Origin of the sequence: Psychroflexus maritimus (genome assembly GCF_011089875.1) — a bacterium.
GTDB classification, from domain to species: domain Bacteria; phylum Bacteroidota; class Bacteroidia; order Flavobacteriales; family Flavobacteriaceae; genus Psychroflexus; species Psychroflexus maritimus.
Genome location: NZ_JAANAS010000052.1, coordinates 1 through 19,568, shown reverse-complemented (window position 1 = coordinate 19,568; position 19,568 = coordinate 1). Strand labels below are relative to the sequence as shown.

At 33.5% G+C, this 19,568-nt stretch carries 17 protein-coding genes; 3 read left to right on the top strand and 14 right to left on the bottom strand.

Annotation, left to right across the window (positions count from 1 at the left end):
• From G7034_RS07870 to G7034_RS07840, 7 genes are all read right to left on the bottom strand, one after another.
• On the bottom strand, positions 1 to 2,172 hold a 2,172-nt coding region (locus tag G7034_RS07870; RefSeq protein WP_187349885.1), incomplete at its 3' end, for a choice-of-anchor L domain-containing protein.
• A gap of 302 nt (positions 2,173 to 2,474) precedes the next feature.
• Positions 2,475 to 3,254 (bottom strand): hypothetical protein, encoded by a 780-nt coding sequence (locus tag G7034_RS07865; protein ID WP_166400420.1) that lies wholly within the window; start codon positions 3,252 to 3,254, stop codon positions 2,475 to 2,477.
• Between the two features lie 71 nt (positions 3,255 to 3,325).
• Positions 3,326 to 3,958 carry a 7-carboxy-7-deazaguanine synthase QueE gene (locus G7034_RS07860; RefSeq protein ID WP_166400419.1) on the bottom strand — a complete coding sequence of 211 codons (633 nt, stop codon included), beginning with the start codon at positions 3,956 to 3,958 and terminating at the stop codon, positions 3,326 to 3,328.
• Positions 3,959 to 4,018: 60 nt separating this feature from the next.
• Positions 4,019 to 5,707, bottom strand: coding sequence for a NupC/NupG family nucleoside CNT transporter (locus G7034_RS07855; protein ID WP_166400418.1), 1,689 nt, complete (start codon positions 5,705 to 5,707; stop codon positions 4,019 to 4,021).
• Between the two features lie 3 nt (positions 5,708 to 5,710).
• Positions 5,711 to 6,316: a bifunctional nuclease family protein gene (locus G7034_RS07850; RefSeq protein ID WP_166400417.1), complete on the bottom strand. Its 606-nt coding sequence runs from the start codon at positions 6,314 to 6,316 to the stop codon at positions 5,711 to 5,713.
• An 87-nt stretch (positions 6,317 to 6,403) separates the two neighbouring features.
• Entirely contained in the window at positions 6,404 to 7,372 is a 969-nt protein-coding gene (locus tag G7034_RS07845) for an electron transfer flavoprotein subunit alpha/FixB family protein (protein WP_166400416.1), read from the bottom strand.
• A gap of 12 nt (positions 7,373 to 7,384) precedes the next feature.
• Positions 7,385 to 8,131: an electron transfer flavoprotein subunit beta/FixA family protein gene (locus G7034_RS07840; RefSeq protein WP_166400415.1), complete on the bottom strand. Its 747-nt coding sequence runs from the start codon at positions 8,129 to 8,131 to the stop codon at positions 7,385 to 7,387.
• A 170-nt stretch (positions 8,132 to 8,301) separates the two neighbouring features.
• Here G7034_RS07840 and G7034_RS07835 point away from each other — a divergent pair, with 170 nt between their 5' ends.
• A complete protein-coding gene (locus G7034_RS07835) occupies positions 8,302 to 9,285 on the top strand; it encodes a pyruvate dehydrogenase complex E1 component subunit beta (protein ID WP_166400414.1) in 984 nt (327 codons plus the stop codon).
• Positions 9,286 to 9,400: 115 nt separating this feature from the next.
• On the opposite strand, the gene G7034_RS07830 is transcribed toward G7034_RS07835, so the two are convergent.
• From G7034_RS07830 to G7034_RS07820, 3 genes are read right to left on the bottom strand one after another with little or no spacing between them, the layout of a single operon-like run.
• Positions 9,401 to 10,459, bottom strand: a complete 1,059-nt coding sequence (locus G7034_RS07830) for a peptidylprolyl isomerase (RefSeq protein ID WP_166400413.1) — start codon at positions 10,457 to 10,459, stop codon at positions 9,401 to 9,403.
• Positions 10,460 to 10,479: 20 nt separating this feature from the next.
• A complete protein-coding gene (gene gldI, locus G7034_RS07825; RefSeq protein ID WP_166400412.1) occupies positions 10,480 to 11,022 on the bottom strand; it encodes a gliding motility-associated peptidyl-prolyl isomerase GldI in 543 nt (180 codons plus the stop codon).
• Positions 11,019 to 12,023 (bottom strand): DHH family phosphoesterase, encoded by a 1,005-nt coding sequence (locus G7034_RS07820; protein ID WP_166400411.1) that lies wholly within the window; start codon positions 12,021 to 12,023, stop codon positions 11,019 to 11,021. Before G7034_RS07820 ends, gldI begins: the two co-directional genes overlap by 4 nt.
• A 171-nt stretch (positions 12,024 to 12,194) precedes the next feature.
• Here G7034_RS07820 and G7034_RS07815 point away from each other — a divergent pair, with 171 nt between their 5' ends.
• Positions 12,195 to 12,614 carry a nucleoside-diphosphate kinase gene (locus tag G7034_RS07815; RefSeq protein ID WP_166400410.1) on the top strand — a complete coding sequence of 140 codons (420 nt, stop codon included), beginning with the start codon at positions 12,195 to 12,197 and terminating at the stop codon, positions 12,612 to 12,614.
• Between the two features lie 56 nt (positions 12,615 to 12,670).
• Here G7034_RS07815 and G7034_RS07810 read toward each other — a convergent pair whose 3' ends face one another.
• The 3 genes from G7034_RS07810 to G7034_RS07800 all read right to left on the bottom strand — a co-directional run bounded on the left by G7034_RS07810 (position 12,671) and on the right by G7034_RS07800 (position 16,887).
• Positions 12,671 to 14,446 (bottom strand): ABC transporter ATP-binding protein, encoded by a 1,776-nt coding sequence (locus G7034_RS07810; RefSeq protein ID WP_166400409.1) that lies wholly within the window; start codon positions 14,444 to 14,446, stop codon positions 12,671 to 12,673.
• Positions 14,446 to 15,195: a tRNA pseudouridine(38-40) synthase TruA gene (gene truA / locus G7034_RS07805; RefSeq protein WP_166400408.1), complete on the bottom strand. Its 750-nt coding sequence runs from the start codon at positions 15,193 to 15,195 to the stop codon at positions 14,446 to 14,448. Before truA ends, G7034_RS07810 begins: the two co-directional genes overlap by 1 nt.
• A 174-nt stretch (positions 15,196 to 15,369) precedes the next feature.
• A complete protein-coding gene (locus G7034_RS07800; protein WP_166400407.1) occupies positions 15,370 to 16,887 on the bottom strand; it encodes a GH3 auxin-responsive promoter family protein in 1,518 nt (505 codons plus the stop codon).
• 68 nt (positions 16,888 to 16,955) lie between these two features.
• On the opposite strand from G7034_RS07800, the gene G7034_RS07795 reads away from it, so the two are divergent.
• Positions 16,956 to 17,750: a DUF2797 domain-containing protein gene (locus G7034_RS07795; protein ID WP_166400406.1), complete on the top strand. Its 795-nt coding sequence runs from the start codon at positions 16,956 to 16,958 to the stop codon at positions 17,748 to 17,750.
• A gap of 397 nt (positions 17,751 to 18,147) precedes the next feature.
• On the opposite strand, the gene G7034_RS07790 is transcribed toward G7034_RS07795, so the two are convergent.
• Complete coding sequence (locus G7034_RS07790) at positions 18,148 to 19,332, bottom strand: IS110 family transposase (RefSeq protein ID WP_166399234.1); 1,185 nt, start codon at positions 19,330 to 19,332, stop codon at positions 18,148 to 18,150.
• Positions 19,333 to 19,568 lie beyond the last annotated feature (236 nt).

The following is a 19,568-nucleotide window of genomic DNA, read 5'->3' as shown; positions in this document are numbered from 1 at the left end:
TCCACTTTGAAGCGGAGGAATTTCATTAACAATAAGTTCAAAAGAGGTGAAAGAGAAGCAACTTGTTTCTGTTTCGGTTACTCGAACAAAAATAGTTTGTCCAGCCGATTCAAAAGCAGTAGCATTGAGGATCTCATTTTCATCATTTTCCGCATCGGTTTGGGTTTCGTAATATTGGATTTGGTGGTTGGATTCTTCTAAATCGTTTAAAATAAATTCCTGTTGAGAGGTTATGTCTAAGGTCTGTACGCCATTTTGATCATCATCACAGGCTTCTAGGGGTGGAATATCTTGAGATTGTGCAATAACGGGCAAAAGATTGATTTCCAATTCTAGTTCTGTAAAGGATGCACAGCCGTTGGTAATATCGGTAACTCGTACAAAGAGCGTTTGGGATAAGGCATTTTCGTTGGTATAAGGGCTTTCCAGTCCGTTTTCGATAGTTAAATCTTCCGCATCGACTTGGGTGGTGAAGAATTCTACTTCGTAATTTGGATTTCCGTCGGTGATTTCATCGATTTTAGTGGTTAAATCAAATTCTGTAAATCCGAGTTGTTCTTCAGAGAAATCACATTCAGAAAGGGCTTCAGGAGTGTTGATTTCAGGAGGCGGAAGGGTTTGAATTTCAAATGAATTGACGGCAAAACAATTGCCGTCGAAAATTCTTACCCAGAGGGTTTCATTTTCGCCTGTAATTGTATAGGGGTTAACATCATTGATTTGGTTTTCGTTGTTTTCAGCATCAAGCTGGGAGGGGTGAAAAGTGATTTCAAAAACTTCAGGATCTATTGATGAAGTAGCATCATTCAGGTTGAAATCGGTTTGGTTAGCAAGACCACATTCCTCTAGGTTGTCTAGGTTTGGTGGGGGGGGAGGATCTAAAATATCAACGAAGAACTCAGATTCGTTTTCACATACTGGCTGAACAACACCATCTGTCTCAGGACCTGAAGAAGCATAAATATAAATGCTTTGCGATTCAGTAATTAAATCATTGGCTTGCAATTCATTCCCTTGTCCATTAGGAGCTGTAAAATAATTTCCATTTTCCAGTTCAGGTAATGTATAACTAGAACATTCTGAAACATCATCTAGTATATCTACTTCATCTAAATTATAAATGTTAACTTCAAATGAAGCTTCTTCAAAACCTTCAAAACATGAATCTGAATCATCATTATATACATATATAGTGGTGTTTTCAGTAATTTCTGCTCCAGGAAGTAAATTTGTTCCTTGTCCGTTTGGTTCAGTAAAATATTGTCCTACATTTACTTCAGGTAAAATATAAGAATCACATTCAAATGCATCAACCACTTCTGGAATTTCAAAAACTAAACTAGAACCTTCAATAAAAACTGCAGAATCGTAAAGAGAATCCGTGTAATCGGCAACGGCTAATTTTATGGTATAAGTTTCTCCAGGGATAACTGTAGCAGATACATTAAGAGGAACTGTCATTCCCGAATATCCAGAAGAGATATTATCAGCATCAAAAAAATCAGGATAGGCAACAGCACCTGGGGATGTTTCACTACAATTTGGATTTTCATGAACATTTGTGATAGACACAGGAATACTGGAGTCAGGAAGTAAGGCTAAGTTAAGTCCTCCTACGTTTATTTCAACATCTGGTGTATTTGGATCACCATCTACATTATAAAAATTTGAATCAGGAATACCTGGTCCACTTAAAATAAATGCAAAAATATCACTAAAATTACAAACAAAAGTCGGGTATTCATTTGAAGCAAATACGTAATTGAAGTTTAGCTGATCAACGGTAGGTACAAATTCAAATTCGATAACTGTAGCATTGGATGTTAGTGGATCAGGGGAAAGTAAATCTAAGTCATCATCTCCCAGCCAAACTGAACTTCCACTTATAGAACCGCCTAAATTACCAGAGCTTAAAACAATACCGTCTTCAAATGGAAATTGGGGATTTGTAGTTTCAAAATACCCATAGCTCTCAAATCCTTGATTGGTGATTTGAGAATTGTTTGGGCTAATTACGCTATTTACATCATAACATTCACCCTCTATTAAAACATCAGTGATTAATTCTGTTAATGTATAAGTTTCGGTATCATATTCAATTTGTTGACTAATTACATTCTTGCTGAAAAGAATAAAAAAAGCTATTGAAAGGAAAAAAAAACTCTTATTCATAGTCAATAATTTCATATGATTAACACTTAATCTTTTTTCCCAAAAATACGTTTATTTAGTAATAAAGTCCTAAATTTTTATTTATTTTTTGCTGAAATTTAAAAAAAAAGTTAACGTAAATTTAGTAAAAGGGGTGGTTCGCTTTAGCGTTTAGTAACAAAATTATAGATGAACTTAAAACGTAAAAATCACTTTTAGGGCTAACTTTAAGTATTGTATTACAATAAGTTAGGCACAATAAAAACAAATCCAGCTTTATTTTAAAGTTGAAGCCGGATTATGCGTGTTCTTTTCAATAGTAGTTACTTGTACGGCATCCATATTTCTAATAAGGTTTTTCCGTCAGTTTGTCTGCCTGTGTGGTTCCAAAGACCGTCAGAAATCTTTAAGTCGAATTCTAAAGATCTGCCAACATTAGTAGAATTTTTAGAAAAGAAGGCTATGTTTTCTATGTACTTAGCTGAATTTTTAGTGTTTGAACCACCGTTTGATCCTACAAAATAATTGGATTTAGTTTTAGACCAAGTACCTCCACTTGACCCAATAAATTGTCCTGTTTTTTTATTAAAAGCTAAAACTTGATAGTAGTTATCCGTTAGCATTTTGATTGTTTTTCTAGGCGCATATTCTATTACTCTCCAATCTAAATCACCTTCGTCTTGCTTTTTATGAATTCTCCAGCACTTCGCCATTTCTTTATGATTAGCAGTATCTATGCGTTTCCAAATTTCATACTTTGAAGAATCCTTCATGCTTGTTAATTTGATTTTGTCTTCCTCGAGTTGTAAAAATTTAAATATGCTAGAAGTATTAGATAACGCAGGATTATCAGAATCAATTTCAATAAACATTTGCAATCTAAAATTTTCTAAAAGATAAGTTCCGCCTCCGGCCCTAACAAAATCTCCAGTTTTTTTGTCGTATTCACTAAATGTATAGAATTGATCGCTAAAAAGTTGAATAACATGTGTCTCAACTTTTTTACCGTTTACCTCGTCTAACTTCCAGGCACCATTTAAGTTGTTTGCATAGCTAAAACTATTGAAAAATAAAATCGATAAAATTAAAACTACTCTTTTCATAACTAACTTTTTAAATTGACATCAATTAATTTATCAAATTTAGGCTTAAAAGTATGATTTAAATTTTAAGCCTAGGGGATTCTCAAATATTTATGGGTTTGTAAAGATATTTTCCAGTTTGGATTTTTCATTATATAATCAACAATTAATGGCATCATTTTTTCTCTTACACTCCATTCTGGTTGCAAATATAAGATGGCATTTTCATTGGTTTTTAGTGCTTGATCTTCAGCAAACTTGAAGTCATGCTTATTATAAATTATTACCTTTAACTCATTTGCTTCTTTATAGGCTTCTTGAGTGGGTAGTTTGTTTTTTTTAGGTGAAAGACAAATCCAATCCCAACTTCCTGTAAGCTTATATGCTCCAGAGGTTTCAATATGAATTTTCATATTTTCATTTCTAAATCCTTTCGTAAGTGGAGACATGTCCCAGGTTAATGGTTCTCCGCCTGTAACTACAACTGTATCGGACCATTGAGCGGCTTTTTTTACAATTTCTGAAGTTCTGGTTGGAGGGTGTTTTTCAGGATCCCAACTTTCTTTAACATCACACCAATGACAACCCACATCGCAACCTCCAATGCGAACAAAATAAGCGGCTGTACCTGTATGATGTCCTTCTCCCTGTATAGTATAGAAATCTTCCATAAGAGGAAGCATTTCGCCTTTATTTACTAAGTGTTTTATCTCTTCTAAATTCATAGTCTGCAAAGATAGGGAATTAAAAAACGAAATTTTTTAAAATAAATAGAAGTTGTTTGATTAACCTATAATCATTCCAGCAATGGTAGCAGAAAGAAGCGAAGCGAAGGTACCCCCGATTAAAGCTTTCATTCCAAATTCTGACAATAATTTACGTTTGCCAGGTGCAAGCGAACCTATACCACCAATTTGAATACCTATTGAAGCAAAATTGGCAAAGCCGCATAACATATAAGTAGCCATAATTACTGATTTTTGGTAATTTAAGCTGAGTAAATTAGCTGGGTTTTTAAGTTCAGCTAGCTGAATATAACCAACAAATTCACTAGCTGCCAGCTTAATTCCTAGTAATTGCCCCATAAGCATTACATCTTCTTTTGGAACACCGATTAGCCACATAACAGGGGCAAAAATAAAGCCTAAGATTGATTCTAATGAAAATGAATTATAAGGGGAATTTTGGGCTATGATTGAATTTAAACCAACTAAATTTCCAAAACTTTCAAGCGAATAGTTAATGAGTGCAATAAAAGCAATGAAAACTAATAACATAGCTCCTACATTAGCAGCTAACCGAAGCCCTTCAGAAGTACCATTGGAAATTGCATCTAAGATGTTTGATCCAATTTTTTCTTGTGAAACTTCTGCTGTGCGTTGAATTTTTTCCTGTTGCGGATAAAGTATTTTGGAAACTACAATAGCCCCTGGAGCGGCCATTACAGATGCAGCTAACAAGTGTCTTGCAAATTCAAGTCGTTTAGCTGGATCACCATCACCTAAAAAACCAATATAGGCAGCTAGTACACCACCTGCCACAGTAGCCATTCCGCCAATCATGACTAATAAAATCTCTGATTTGGTCATTTTCTCTAAGTAAGCCTTAATCATTAATGGAGATTCAGTTTGACCTAAGAATATATTTCCTGCTACGCTAAGACCTTCAGCTCCAGAAATATTCATCAGTTTTGTGAGAATCCAAGCCATTCCTTTAACAACTACCTGAATTACACCTAAATAAAACAGTAGAGAGGTTAGTGCTGAAAAGAATATAATAGTAGGTAGGATTTGAAATAAAAAGATAAATCCATAGCTATCCACATTCATTAGGTCGCCCAATAAAAATTCACTGCCCTCTGCTGTAAAATCTAGTATTTTTACAAAAATTTTGCCCACAAATTCAAATATAGCCTGTACAAAAGGTACTTTTAACACGCCAATAGCTAAAATAAGTTGAGCAGCAAGACCTACACCCACCGTTTTCCAATTGATAGCTCTTTTATTTGCACTAAATAAAAAGGAGAGCAATAGTATGCTAAATATGCCAATTACCCCTCTGTAAAAACCTTCTAGTGTAAAGTTTTGATTAGGAATTATTTCCTTTTCTTGTGCGGCTTCTTGTAAATTGCTGGTAATAGGTTCTTGCTTTATTTTACTTAAGCTTAATGAGCTATAATCATTTTTTAAGCTGAGTTCATGATTCCTATAATTTACAAAAAAAGCAAAATTATTTTTCGAATTACTTAGCAATAAGCTGTCGTTCTTAAGTTGAAATGAAAATTCATAAACTCTCGCAGCATTCGAGACAGATAGGATTGAATCTGAAAAAAAAAGGCGTGAATTTTCATCAAAATAAGTAGATAATCTATCTTCTGAAGAATTTAAATTAGTTAGTTCAAATTCTCCATTTATAGATTGAGGGTGTAATGAAAAACAGGTAAAAACGAGAAGTAAAGTGATTAATTGCTTCATTCGTTATTGTCGTTTTGATATTTCATCACGAATACTTGCAGCTTTCTCATAATTTTCACTTTTCACTGCATCCTCAAGCATTTCATTGAGTTTTTTAAGGGGAATATTTTTAAAACTTCCTTCTTTAGTGCTTTCACTTCCAGTAGTTTTTTCTTGGTTAGAGAGCTTTGCATCAAACATTCCTGCAGCGGTTTTTGGAGTTAACTGAACTCCTGCTTTGTCAATTATGTTTTTATAGGTAAAAATGGGTGCATCAAATCGTAAAGCTAAGGCTATAGCATCACTTGTTCTTGCATCGATGATTTCCTCAATTTTATCACGCTCACAGATTAAGCTAGAATAGAAAATACCATCTACTAGTTTGTGAATAATCACTTGCTTTATTGTAATGGAAAAATGTTCAGAAAAAGTTTTGAATAAATCGTGAGTAAGTGGTCTAGGCGGTTTAATTTCTTTTTCTAGGGCAATAGCTATAGATTGAGCCTCAAAAGCACCAATCACTATAGGCAACTGCCTTTTACCATTGATTTCACTCAATAAGAGGGCATAAGCGCCATTTTGAGTTTGACTGTAAGAAATACCTTTTATGTTTAATCGTACTAAGCTCATAAGTGCAAAAATAAAAAAGCGGTCTAAATATAAAAGATAAATCTAGGTATTTCAGACCGCAATTTTAGTTTGCTAATATACGAACTTTTAGGCATTGTTAGCCTTAAATTCTTTAAGCTTTTCAGTAAGTTTTGGAATTACTTCAAAAGCATCTCCAACAATTCCGTAATCGGCAGCTTTAAAAAACGGCGCTTCAGGATCATTGTTGATGACAACTTTTGTTTTTGAGGCACTAATTCCTGCTAAGTGTTGAATAGCTCCTGAAATTCCAATGGCAATATAAAGGTTGGTAGCCACAGGTTTACCGGTTTGACCAACGTGTTCGCCGTGGGGTCTCCATCCCATATCACTCACTGGTTTAGAGCAAGCTGTTGCAGCATTTAAAGTTTCTGCTAAATCTTCAATTAAATGCCAGTTTTCCGGACCTTTTAATCCTCTTCCTCCAGAAATTACAACTTCTGCATCTGCTATACTTACTTTGTCTGTGTTTTTGTCAACTGATTCTACATTTATTTTGAAATTTTCATCGGTTACAGCACCTTCAAAACTTATTATTTCAGCTGAAGTTTCGCTCTCATGAACTCCGAAAGAATTAGTAGAAAGACCAATGATTTTTGTACTTGTATTAATTGCTGTTTCATTAAAAGCTTTGTTTGTAAAAGCTGTTCTTTTTACGGTAAAAGCATCTTCAGTATTTGGTACTTCTACAACGTTTGAGGCATATCCTGCTTCAAGATTTACGGCCAAAAGTGGTGCTAAATATTTAGCATTGGCACTTTGACTAACAACGATAATAGAAGCTGTTTCTTGTTTTGTAGCTTCTGTAATGACTTGTGCGTAAGCGTCGGCGTTAAATTTTTGTAATTTTTCGTTTTCTACATGTAAAACTTTATTTACACCATATTTTTCTAATTCTTGCGGATTAGCAGCATTAAATGCCACTGCAGTTACACTGCCACCAGTTTGGTCTGCAATTGCTTTTGCATAAGAGGCAACTTCAAAGGAAGCCTTTTTAAACTTACCGTTTTCTGTTTCTGTATATACTAAAATAGACATATCTTTTATTTTTTAAATTGCTTTTGCTTCGTTATGTAATAAGTTAATTAATTCATCAATATTTTCTGCATCAACTAGTTTAACTTCTCCTTTAGGTGCAGGTTTTGTGAATTTTTTTGCTTCAGTGCTAACTTCATTTCCAATAGGCTCAACCACATTTAAGGGTTTTTTTCTAGCCATCATAATTCCACGCATGTTAGGAATCTTCAAATCAGATTCTTCTACCAAGCCTTTTTGCCCTCCAATAACTAGTGGAAGTTCAGTTTTAGAAGTTTCTTTTCCCCCATCAATTTCTCTAACTGCAGTTGCTGTATTTCCATCAATTTCTAAGCTTACACAAGTATTAATAAAACCGTAGCCAAGCATTTTAGCAAGCATTCCAGGAACCATACCACCGTTGTAATCAATAGATTCTCTTCCTGCAATAATTAAATCATATTCTCCATCCTTAGCCACTTTAGCCAATTCTTTAGCTACTTGGTATCCATCAATTGGAGCGGTATCAATGCGTATTGCATTGTCGGCGCCAATAGCTAATGTTTTTCTAATGGTTGGTTCAGTATCTTTTAAGCCTACAGTAGCAACATCTACTGTAGCACCTTGTTTTTCTTTGAACCACATAGCTCGAGTTAAACCAAATTCGTCGTTAGGATTAATGATAAACTGAACACCATTTGTGTCAAATTTGGTGTCATTTTCAGTAAAATTAATCTTTGAAGTGGTGTCGGGCACATGACTTATACAAACTAATATTTTCATTTTTCCAATTTTAAATTTATGTGTTGCGAATATAGTAAGATTCTTTTAATTTTATTATGCACGCATAGTAAAATTTTACTAAAATTTATTTTTAAAAATAAGCTTAATTTGATTTTTAAGGCTAGTATTTATAACTTATTTTTGCTGTTTATGAAATTTAAATCATTAGCATGAGGACAATACAATTTAGAGAAGCTGTTTGCGAAGCAATGAGCGAAGAGATGAGAAGCGATGAGTCTGTTTACTTAATGGGCGAAGAAGTTGCTGAATACAACGGAGCTTACAAAGCATCAAAGGGAATGTTGGACGAGTTTGGCCCAGAACGAGTGATAGACACCCCTATTGCCGAGCTCGGTTTTGCTGGGATAGGAGTGGGGTCTGCCATGAATGGCAACCGACCTATCATTGAGTTTATGACGTTTAATTTCTCATTAGTTGGAATTGATCAAATTATAAATAATGCGGCTAAAATGCGTCAGATGTCTGGTGGGCAGTTTAATATTCCTATTGTTTTTAGAGGACCTACAGCTTCAGCAGGACAATTAGGGGCAACGCACTCTCAGGCCTTTGAAAATTGGTATGCCAACACTCCTGGTTTAAAAGTAGTAGTACCTTCTACACCTTATGATGCTAAAGGACTTTTAAAATCGGCTATACGCGATAACGATCCTGTAATTTTTATGGAAAGTGAACAAATGTATGGAGATAAAGGTGAAGTTCCTGAGGAGGAATATACAATTCCCTTAGGAAAAGCAGACATAAAAAGAGCTGGAGAAGACGTAACTATTGTTTCCTTTGGTAAAATTATTAAAGAAGCTTTGAAAGCAGCTGAAGTTCTTGCAGAAGAGCATGCTATTTCTGCTGAAATTATTGATTTGAGAACCGTTAGGCCTTTAGATTATGAGGCCATCATCCAATCCATTAAAAAAACCAACCGAATGGTTATTCTTGAGGAAGCGTGGCCTTTTGGAAATGTTTCAACAGAAATTACTTACCGAGTTCAGCAAGATGCATTCGATTTTCTAGATGCGCCTATTGTAAAAATTAATACTGCCGATACACCCGCACCTTACTCGCCAGTACTTTTAAAAGAGTGGTTGCCAAATCATGAAGATGTGATTAAAGCAGTAAAGAAAGTAATGTACTTGGATTAACAGGTATTTGTAAACTCAAAAAAAATGCTGTTTTGAAATTCAAAACAGCATTTTTTTGTTCTTAATTTAATTTATATCAACTTAAACTTAGTTAAGTATTGTTCTAACTTAAGCCTTATTGTTTTTTACTATTCTCATATACTTTTACTAATTCAACTTGAAAAAACAAAGGTGTGTTAGGAGGAATAGGTCCTCTTCCTGCTTTGCCATAAGCTAAGTTAGCTGGAATTAATAATTCGGCTTTTTCTCCTTCGTTAAGCAGTAATAGACCTTCATCCCAACCTGGAATAACAAAGCCTCTGCCAACTTCAAATTCAATTGGTTCGTCACGATCAAAAGAGGAATCAAATTTATTTCCATCTAAAAACATTCCTGTATAATGTACAGCTACTTTTTGGCCTTTTACAGGTTTATTTCCGCTTTCATTTTCTGCGGTAATCTTGTACCTTAAGCCAGTTTCTGTTTCTTCAAAACCTTCAGACATTTCATCAAATAACTTCGCTTTTTCTTCTTCTTCGGTTTTACGTTGTTCTTCTACTATTTCTATTCCACTGGTAAATGCGTTCGACGCGTCAAAATTTTTGGCTTCTCGTCCTTTTCTAATAATTTCAATGCGTTCTATTTTTACTTCTTCTTTAGGTTTATCCATCGCGGCAGTTTCAACTTGTCCAATTTGGTCAACTACTTCTTGTCCTTTAGCAACTTTACCAAAAACAGTATGGCGTCCGTCTAAATGTGGGGTTTCTTTTAAGGTAATAAAAAACTGACTTCCGTTGGTGTCTTTTCCTGCATTGGCCATAGATAAAACACCTTTAGAATTATGCGTTAGATTTTCGTTGATTTCATCTGGGAATTTGTATCCTGGTCCTCCTTGGCCGTTGCCGTTTGGGTCTCCTGTTTGAATCATAAAATCTTTGATTACACGATGAAAAATTATACCATCATAAAAGTTTTTACCTTCAAATTTTTCATCAACTTTAGGATTGTTTCCTTCTGCAAGGCTAACAAAATTACCTACTGTCATAGGCGTTTGGTCATAGTGAAGTTCAATGATAATTTCTCCTTTGTTAGTGTTTAGTTTGGCATATAAACCATCTTCTAACTCAGGGTACTCATCGCATGAGGTTACAAAAATAGCTACTAGGGCTAACAGCATTAATTTAATTTTCTTCATTTTATTTGTTTTTGATTAAATTATTTAGGGTTTATTTCTATTAATTCTAAGTTTACTTGAATAGGGGTGTTGGGAGGGATTTTTTCTCGATCTCCTGTAGTTCCAAAAGCTTTAAACGATTGAAAAATAAAACTTGCTTTCTCTTTTTCTTTCATTAATTTCAATCCTAGTCTTAAACCAGAAAAAATTACTTCTTCATCAATATAATATTCTTTTTCGCCTAATTCTTCTTTACTGTAAATTTCATTTCCGCTTAAATCCAAGATATTATAAGTAAATATAACTTGGTCTCCTTTTTTTGGAGTAATAGTATCGTTTTCATTTTTTTCTAAATAAGCATACCAAAATCCATTTTCAGATTTATTGTATTCTAATAAACTATCTTTCTTAATTAGCGATAAAATGGCTTCTTTTTCTTTTTTAGCAATTTTTCTGTTTCTTTCTGAAGATTCTTTCATGTAAGATCCAGATTGCTGACTTATTGGTTTTCTTGGTTCTTCTGGTGTTTGACAAGAAATCAAATTAACTCCAATAAGGGCAATTATGATTAATTTTTTTTTCATTTTTCAAATTTTTCGTTTGGTAGAACTGCCAAAAATTGATTTATAGTTTCATTTAAACTTAAGTTACTTCTTCCACCTGCAGCATTTTTATGTCCGCCTCCGTTGAAGTATTTTCTAGCAAATTGATTAACATCAAAGCTGCCAATAGAGCGAAATGAAATTTTGATAATTCCCTCTTCTTTGTTTTCAATAAAAATTACTGCAAAGTTTATGTTTTTTATGGATAAACCGTAGTTCACAAAACCTTCTGTGTCTCCTTTCTGAAAGTTGTGATTGTTTAACTCATCTTGACTTAAACTAAGGTAAGCTGTTTGATAGTTTTCAACTAATTTTAAATTTCTAAGGGCTTGACCAAGTAATTGGAGCTTACTGTATGAATTAGCATCAAAAGTTTGTTGGTGAATTTCTGCATGTTTAACACCTAAATCAATTAAATTTGCAATAATTTGATGTGTTCTGCTACTTGTTGATGGAAACCTAAACGACCCCGTATCTGTCATAATACCAGTGTAAATTACAGTTCCAATGTACTGATCAAGTAAATCTTTATTCCAGGTTTCAAGCAATTCGTAAACAAGTTCACAAGTAGATCCAATTTCCGATTGACTTATAATCACGTTGGCAAAATTGCTTGGTTGTTGATGATGATCAATCATTACAAAATCTGCCTTTGATTGTTCTAAGTCATTTTGCATATCACCAACTCTAGACAAATCATTGTAATCTAAGCTAAAAATTAAATCACTTTGTTTTATGTGTTTTTTAGCTTGTTTATTGTTTGATGTATAAAATAAAATATTTTCCTGCTCAGGCATCCATTTTAAAAAATCAGGATAAGGGTTAGGAAGAATAATTTTTACATTTTGATGAATTTTTTTAAGAAACAGGTAAAGCCCCAAACTTGAACCTACGGCATCTCCATCAGGATTTCTGTGGGAAGTTATGCAAATTTGTTTTGCACGATTCACTAAACCTTCTATTTTTAAAACCTCTTTTTTCATCTCAACAAAACTACAAATTTATTTGAGGTTTTATTTTATTTGCTTCACTTATTAATAAGACTTTAAATGCAAAGCTTTAAAAGTTGAATTGAACCTAAAACTTTTTAGCTAAATACTTTTTGATTTGGCATCTTTTAGTAATTTTGCGCCAATTTTAAAAACGAAACTAGAATGTCAGGAAATAAAACATTTACCATGCTGAAGCCAGACGCTGTTGAAAAAGGACACATTGGTGCTATTTTAAATCAAATTACTGAATCAGGCTTTAGAATTGTTGCTATGAAGCTTACACAAATGACTGAAGCTGATGCTAAAGAATTTTACGCTATCCATAAAGAGCGGCCGTTTTTTGGAGAATTAGTAGAGTATATGACGAGAGGACCAATTGTTGCCGCTGTTTTAGAGAAAGAAAATGCAGTTGAAGATTTTAGAACTTTAATTGGTGCAACTAATCCAGCTGATGCAGCTGAGGGCACTATCCGTAAAAAGTATGCAGCTTCAATTGGAGAAAATGCTGTACATGGAAGTGATAGTGATGATAATGCAAAAATTGAAGGTGCATTCCATTTTGCAGGAAGAGAGATGTTTTAGTCTTAACACTTTAAAATAACTTTTAAAAAAGCAACTTGCTAATCAAGTTGTTTTTTTTAGTGATTTTCAGCTAGGCTTTCTTTTTTAAACTGAGCTTCATAAAGTTTTTTATAACTGCCCGTAGTTTTCTTAATCAGCTCATGATGTTGACCTGTTTCAACAATTCTTCCATCTTCCATCACTACAATTTTATCTGCATTTTTAATGGTTGCTAGGCGGTGTGCAATTATGATAGAAGTTCTACCGGCTGTAATTTTCTCGGTAGCTTTTTGGATTAGTTGCTCGCTGTAGGTGTCGATTGATGAAGTAGCTTCATCTAAAACTAAAATACTTGGTTGACTAACATAAGCTCTTAAAAATGAAATGAGTTGGCGCTGACCAGAAGACAACATGGCTCCTCTTTCTTTTACATTGTAGTGATAGCCATTGGGTAAACTAGCAATAAATTGATGCACGCCTATTTCTTTAGCGGCATTCATTACTTCTTCTTCAGAAATTCCTTCTTTGTTAAGGGTAATATTGTTCATGATGGTATCGGCAAACAAAAATACATCTTGAAGAACGACAGCAATTGAGTTTCTCAACGAATTTAAATCGTATTTTTTCAAATCCACATTATCTACAAATATATTCCCGTCATTAATTTCGTAGAACCTACCCAATAAATTGATTATAGTGCTTTTCCCAGCTCCTGTAGCACCTACAATGGCAATGGTTTCGCCGGCATTAATCTTTAAATCTATTCCTTTAATTACTTCTTCATCTGTTTTATAACCAAATCTGACTTTAGAAAAATGGATGTTTCCTTTTAAATTTTTGGCTTCAATTTTTCCATTATCTTCAATGCTAGAATCTGTATCTAAAATTTCAAAAACTCGATTGGCTGCCACCATTCCCATTTGAAGCGAATTGAATTTATCGGCAATTTGACGCAAGGGCCTAAAAAGCTGTTGCGCTAATTCTATAAACATAATAATAATTCCTAGAGAAAGTACTTCATTAGAAATTAAGCGTAACCCACCATACCATATAATTAAGCCAATAGTTACTGAGGTGAGCATTTCAACAAAGGCAAAATAAATTGAATTGTACCAAACTGTTTTAATCCAAGCTTGTTTATGTTCTTCGTTAATTTGATGAAAAGTTTCTTGTTCAACACTTTCTCTATTAAATACTTGTACAATTTTCATTCCTGTAATTCGCTCTTGAACAAAGGTATTTAAATCGGCTACCTTGGTTCTTACAACTTCAAAAGTAGCTTTCATTTTTCGTTGAAAGAGGCGAGTAGCGTAAATAATAATTGGAAATACAATTAAAACAATTAAGGTAAGTTCCCAGCTTTTCCAAAACATAAAAATCAGAATTGCTGTCATTTTTAATAAATCGCTTACAATCATGAACAAACCTTGGCTAAAGATGCTAGCAATAGTTTCAATATCACTTACTGCTCTTGTCACTAATCTTCCTACCGCAGATTGGTCAAAGTATTGCTTTTTGAAATTCATCATATGTTCAAAAAGCTTTACTCTTAAATCTCGCACTACTTCTTGCCCTAGCCAATTGGCAAAAAAAATAAAACTCAATTGAAAAACAACTTCAGCAATTAATGCGGCCAACATTAAACTAATGAAAAAGATAAGTTCTTCGCTATCTTTTGGAACAATTGCTAAATCTATTGTCCATTGAAGTAATTGCGGACGAATAACGCCAACAACAGCAAGCATAATAGCGGCAAAAGCCACAAAAATAAAGGTAGCTTTATAGGGCTTAGTAAAATTTAAAAGCCGTTTAAATAAGCCGTAATCAAATGCATTTCCTTTTTTTGAAGCCATTAATTCTTGATTATGTAATCGGGATAACCTATTTCAATTAAAAACAATGCTTTTGCTGGTACAGAAGTTCCCGCATTACTTCTGTTTTCGCTTTCAATAATTGATTGAAAATCTGAAAGCGATAGTTTACCTAGACCAATTTCAATCATAGTACCAACAATAGCTCTAACCATATTACGCAAAAAACGATTCGCTTTAATTTCAAAAATTATAAGTTCGTTTTGCTTATACCATTTAGCTTCTATAATTTTACAATCGTACGTATAAACTTGAGTTTTTACCTTGGAAAATGATTTAAAGTTTTCATAACGAAACAAAATTTCACAAGCTTCGTTCATCAAATCAAGGTCTAAATCTCGAATAACATAATGCGAAAACTCTAAGTTAAAGGGGTCTTTTTTTGATCTAATTTGATAAATGTATTTTCTGTAAGTGGCGTCAAATCTGGCATGCGCTTCTTGATTAACTTTTTTAATTTGATGTACTACAATATCTTTAGGTAGTAAATTATTAATCTTGAAAATAAACTCTTCTTTTGTGTAATTAAATTGTTCTAACTCAAAATGAGCCCAGTAATTTTTTGCGTGAACTCCCGTATCTGTTCGTCCACAACCAACTAAATCAACTTTTTTTTGAAAAGCTATTTGCAAAGCCGATTCTATTTTTTCTTGCACGCTTATTTGATCAGGTTGTATTTGCCAACCATGATAATTAGTGCCTTTGTATGAAAGTTGAATAAAAAACTTCAATCTATTTTTTTTGAACCTGCAAATTTAAGCTTTTGAATTGAAAAACATCTCCGATTTTTCAGTTTAGCTATGAATCATTAGATTGTTAACCCTTTTTATTTATCTTTTTTTAAATTCAAAAATAAAATTTAAAGTAGATCAAATGATTTTATAATATTATAGAAGAGTTTTTATCTATTTCCCATTTATTAGAAGTAATTCTTCTAGCAATTTTCTGGAATTGGAGAGCCTAGGGATTTTATGTTGTCCGCCTAATTTATCTTTCATTTTTAGCCATTGATAAAATAAATCTTTTTTGGCTACATTAAGCTTCAATTCGTTTAACGTCATGTTATTGCGTCGTTTAGCCTCATAGTCACTGTTTATTTGCTGAAGCTTTTGGTCTAAGACTTTTGCAAAATAATCAGGGTTTTTAGGGTTTTCTTTGAACTCAATAATCCACTCATGTGCTCCTTTTTTCTTTCCTTCCATAAAAATAGGGGCAGCGGTATAATCTAATATTTCTAGACCTTCAGCTTGGCAGGCTAACTTTAAAGCCTGTTCAGCATTTTCAATAATCAACTCTTCGCCAAAGGCATTGATGTGATGTTTGGTTCTTCCAGAAACGCGAACGCGATAAGGGGAAATTGATGTAAATTTTAGGGTATCACCAATTTTATATCGCCATAAGCCACCGTTTGTGGTAATGACTAAAGCGTAGTTTTTACCGACTTCAACTTCGCTTAACGGGATGATTTTTTGCGCTGATGTTTCATAGGTATCCATAGGAATAAACTCATAAAAAATTCCGTAGTCTAAAAGCAAAAGCATATCATCACTAGCGTTTCTGTCTTGCGCGGCAAAAAAGCCTTCAGAGGCATTGTAAATTTGGTAATAATTAAAGGATTGATCACCAATAATATTAGTGTATTGGTGTTTGTAAGGTTCAAAGCTAACACCCCCATGAAAATAGACTTCTAAAGAGGGCCAAACTTCTTTTAAATCTTTTTTTCCTGTTATTTCAAGTACCCGTTGCAATAGTACCATCATCCAAGAAGGTACTCCTGCTAAACTAGTTACATTTTCTTGTATAGTTTCATGGGCTATGGCATCAAGTTTAGTTTCCCAATTGCTCATTAATGAAACTTCTGCACTAGGCGTACTGCTGAAGTCTGCCCAAAAAGGCATATTCGCAATAATTAAGGCCGATAAATCGCCAAAAGAAGTTCCTCCGTTCCTGTAAATTTCCTTACTTCCACCTAATCTAAGACTTTTACCTGTAAATAAGGACGCCTCAGGATTGTTATTTAAATACATACACAGCATATCCTTTCCAGCAGCAAAATGACAATCTTCTAAAGATTCTTGACTTACGGGAATAAACTTACTTTTTGCACTTGTAGTACCGCTTGATTTAGCAAAAAGTTTAATAGGTGAAGGCCAAATTAAATTAGGTTCTCCATTTCTGCAACGCTCAATAGTAGGTTGCAAACTTTCGTAGGTTTGCAGAGGCACTTTTTTAGAAAAATCTGAATAGGATTTGATATTAGAAAAGTCAAATAACATTCCGTATTCTGTTTTTCTCGCTTTTTTTACAAGTCGCATTAATAATTCATGTTGCACTTCATTAGGATATTTCATAAAAAGCTCCATCTGATGAATTCTTTTTTTCAAGAACCAAGAAGCAATAGAATTTACAATAGGAATAGGCATAAATTAAATTATTAATACGAAATTTGTAAATGTAAAAAAACAACAATAAATTAAAAAAACAAAGTAATATGTCGCAATTTGAGGGAGTTTTGCAAAAAATGATCACCGCATATCAAAAACCCATTCAATACTACCTAAGTTTAGATAAGCACTTTTTGCATGTAAATCAATTACTTGGCAAAAAAATAAAGATTGAATTTCAAAAATATCAATGCTTAAATTGTGGCTCAAATAAAAAGATTTTTAGACAAGGATTTTGTTATGATTGTTTTGTTGAAACCCCAAGGGCAGGCGAGTGGATTATGAAACCTGAATTGAGTAAGGCGCATTTAGGCCAGGAGGACCGCGATTTAGCCTATGAGAAAAAAGTACAATTACAACCGCATGTTGTTTATTTAGCTAATTCTAGTTCGGTAAAAGTTGGTGTAACTAGAAAATCTCAAATTCCTACACGCTGGATTGATCAAGGTGCTCATGCAGCTATTCAATTTATAGAAACTCCAAATCGTTATTTAGCTGGTATTGCTGAAGTAGCTTTAAAAAAATACGTAGCCGATAAAACCAATTGGCGTACTATGCTTAAAAACGATAATAAAGATGAAGATTTAATGGCTAAGGTTAACGAATTGAAACCTTATTTACCTGATGAAGTCAAGGCTTATTTGCTGAAAGATGAAAAAGAGTTTTTGATTGATTTTCCTGTTGAAAGGTATCCTATTAAACTCAAAAGTTTGAACTTATCAAAAAATCCTGTTTTTGAGGATCGACTCGCAGGAATAAAAGGTCAATATTTAATCTTTGAAAATGATGTAGTTTTCAATGTTAGAAATTCTGAAGGTTTTTATGTAAAGATTAGTCTGTAAGATTTGCTTTGTTGAAGTCTTATTTTTCACAGCCCTTATATTTACAGTCATTCCGCACGCTTCCCTTCCTTTTTGTCTTTCCGCATCCCCCCTTTACTTTTTGTCATTCCGCACGAGCGATAACGAGATGCGGAATCTTATGATTTGGAATTCTGAATGTGTTTTTTGTTAGGCAGTTTGTTTGTGTTTTCATAACGGGGAGATTGCGGATAAATTTCTCAGGAAATTTTCCGGAATGACAGGTTAATGAGGGTATTGTCACACCGAGGAATGAAGTGTCTCCATCTTGCTAATCACGTCCTGTTTTTAAGTTTCCTCCCCAATGGGGGAGGGTTAGGGAGGGGTTTTTAGCCCTGATTGTAGTGAAAAGGTACTATCTTTAAATCCAAACATTTTTTTAATTTTCAACCATAATTTTTTTATCTTTGATTTTACCGAGAGGAAGCATACTTTGATCACTCACTGGATGTTTACCTTGTATAGCCAAACTTTTTGTTTGGCTATTTTTTTCGCCTCTTTCAGAGGCGTACCGAGAGGAAAGCTCCTTCTCCTCCTCTTGGATATTTTTATTTCCTTTATTTTGATAATTAATATCAAAGGGTTCGTTTTTTTTCCACAAGTAATAAATTGTTAACAATAATTTTTTTTGAACAGCGACAATACCTTTCATTTTGATGCCTGTTCTTTCATAAACTCTAAGGTAAAGGTTCTTAAAAACTGTCCCTTCTGAACCTATTGCTATTAACGATGGCATGTGTAAAATTCGTCTAATCCTTGAGTTTCCCTTTTTCGATATTTTTGTCTTGCCTTTATGAGAACCTGATTGATTTTCTACAACATCATACCCAGAATAACTCACTAGTTGCTTGTAATTTTTAAACAGATTAAATCCATTTGTTTCTGCTATAACAGTAGCTACAGAAAGTATTGATAATCCTCTAACTGTGCAAATATTCTCTACTTTTAATTTTAGCTCCTCATCACTTTTTATGACTTCTTCGATAGCAATTTCTGTCTTTGTTTTTTGCTTTTCTAAGAAACGTATATGGCTTTTCATTTGCTTAATCACATGCTTGTTTGATAAAGCTGATTGTTCTTCTGCATGTAGCTTATTCTTTTCTACCGTAATCGATTCCTGAATGGATTGATACTGTCGTGTTAAAGACCTTAGGCTTACAAAAACATCTTTAGGTCTAATCCATTGAGATAAATTTTGTTCTGCCCCCATTTGTGCCAAACCTTTAGCGTCTATTTTATCATTCTTACTTTTTAAGCCAATAGATTGTAAATACTTTTTTGCTTTGTTTGGTAAAATAATAGAAACTCTATACCCTGCATCATCTAGATAATAAGCAAGTTCTTCGTGATAAACACCAGTAGCTTCTAAGCTAACAACTATTGGAATAGACTCTTTTTTTGTCCATTTATCAATCCATTTTACTAGCTTTAAAAAGCCTGCTTTTGAATTAGAAACACTACAAGAAGACTTAACCTTCACGCTTTGATTACAGTCTATCGTGCTTATACAAGCATCTACTTTTTTACTTGACACATCAAGACCTACTGAAAATTTTAAATTCATAATAAAAGTATTTTTTGCGTAATAATCATTAAAATTTTTCTCTAAGACTTTGCTCATGTAATACAATATCTATAACTAAATTATAGTATTTAGGTACTATTGAATCTTTAAGAAAAAGACTAGGATAGATTTGCCTTTATCAGCATTATCAATCAATGATTGTAACTAGCCCGCAAACAATTTGCTACCCTAGCTTTAATGATTTAACTGTTTAAAAATACAAAGATATGAGCCCG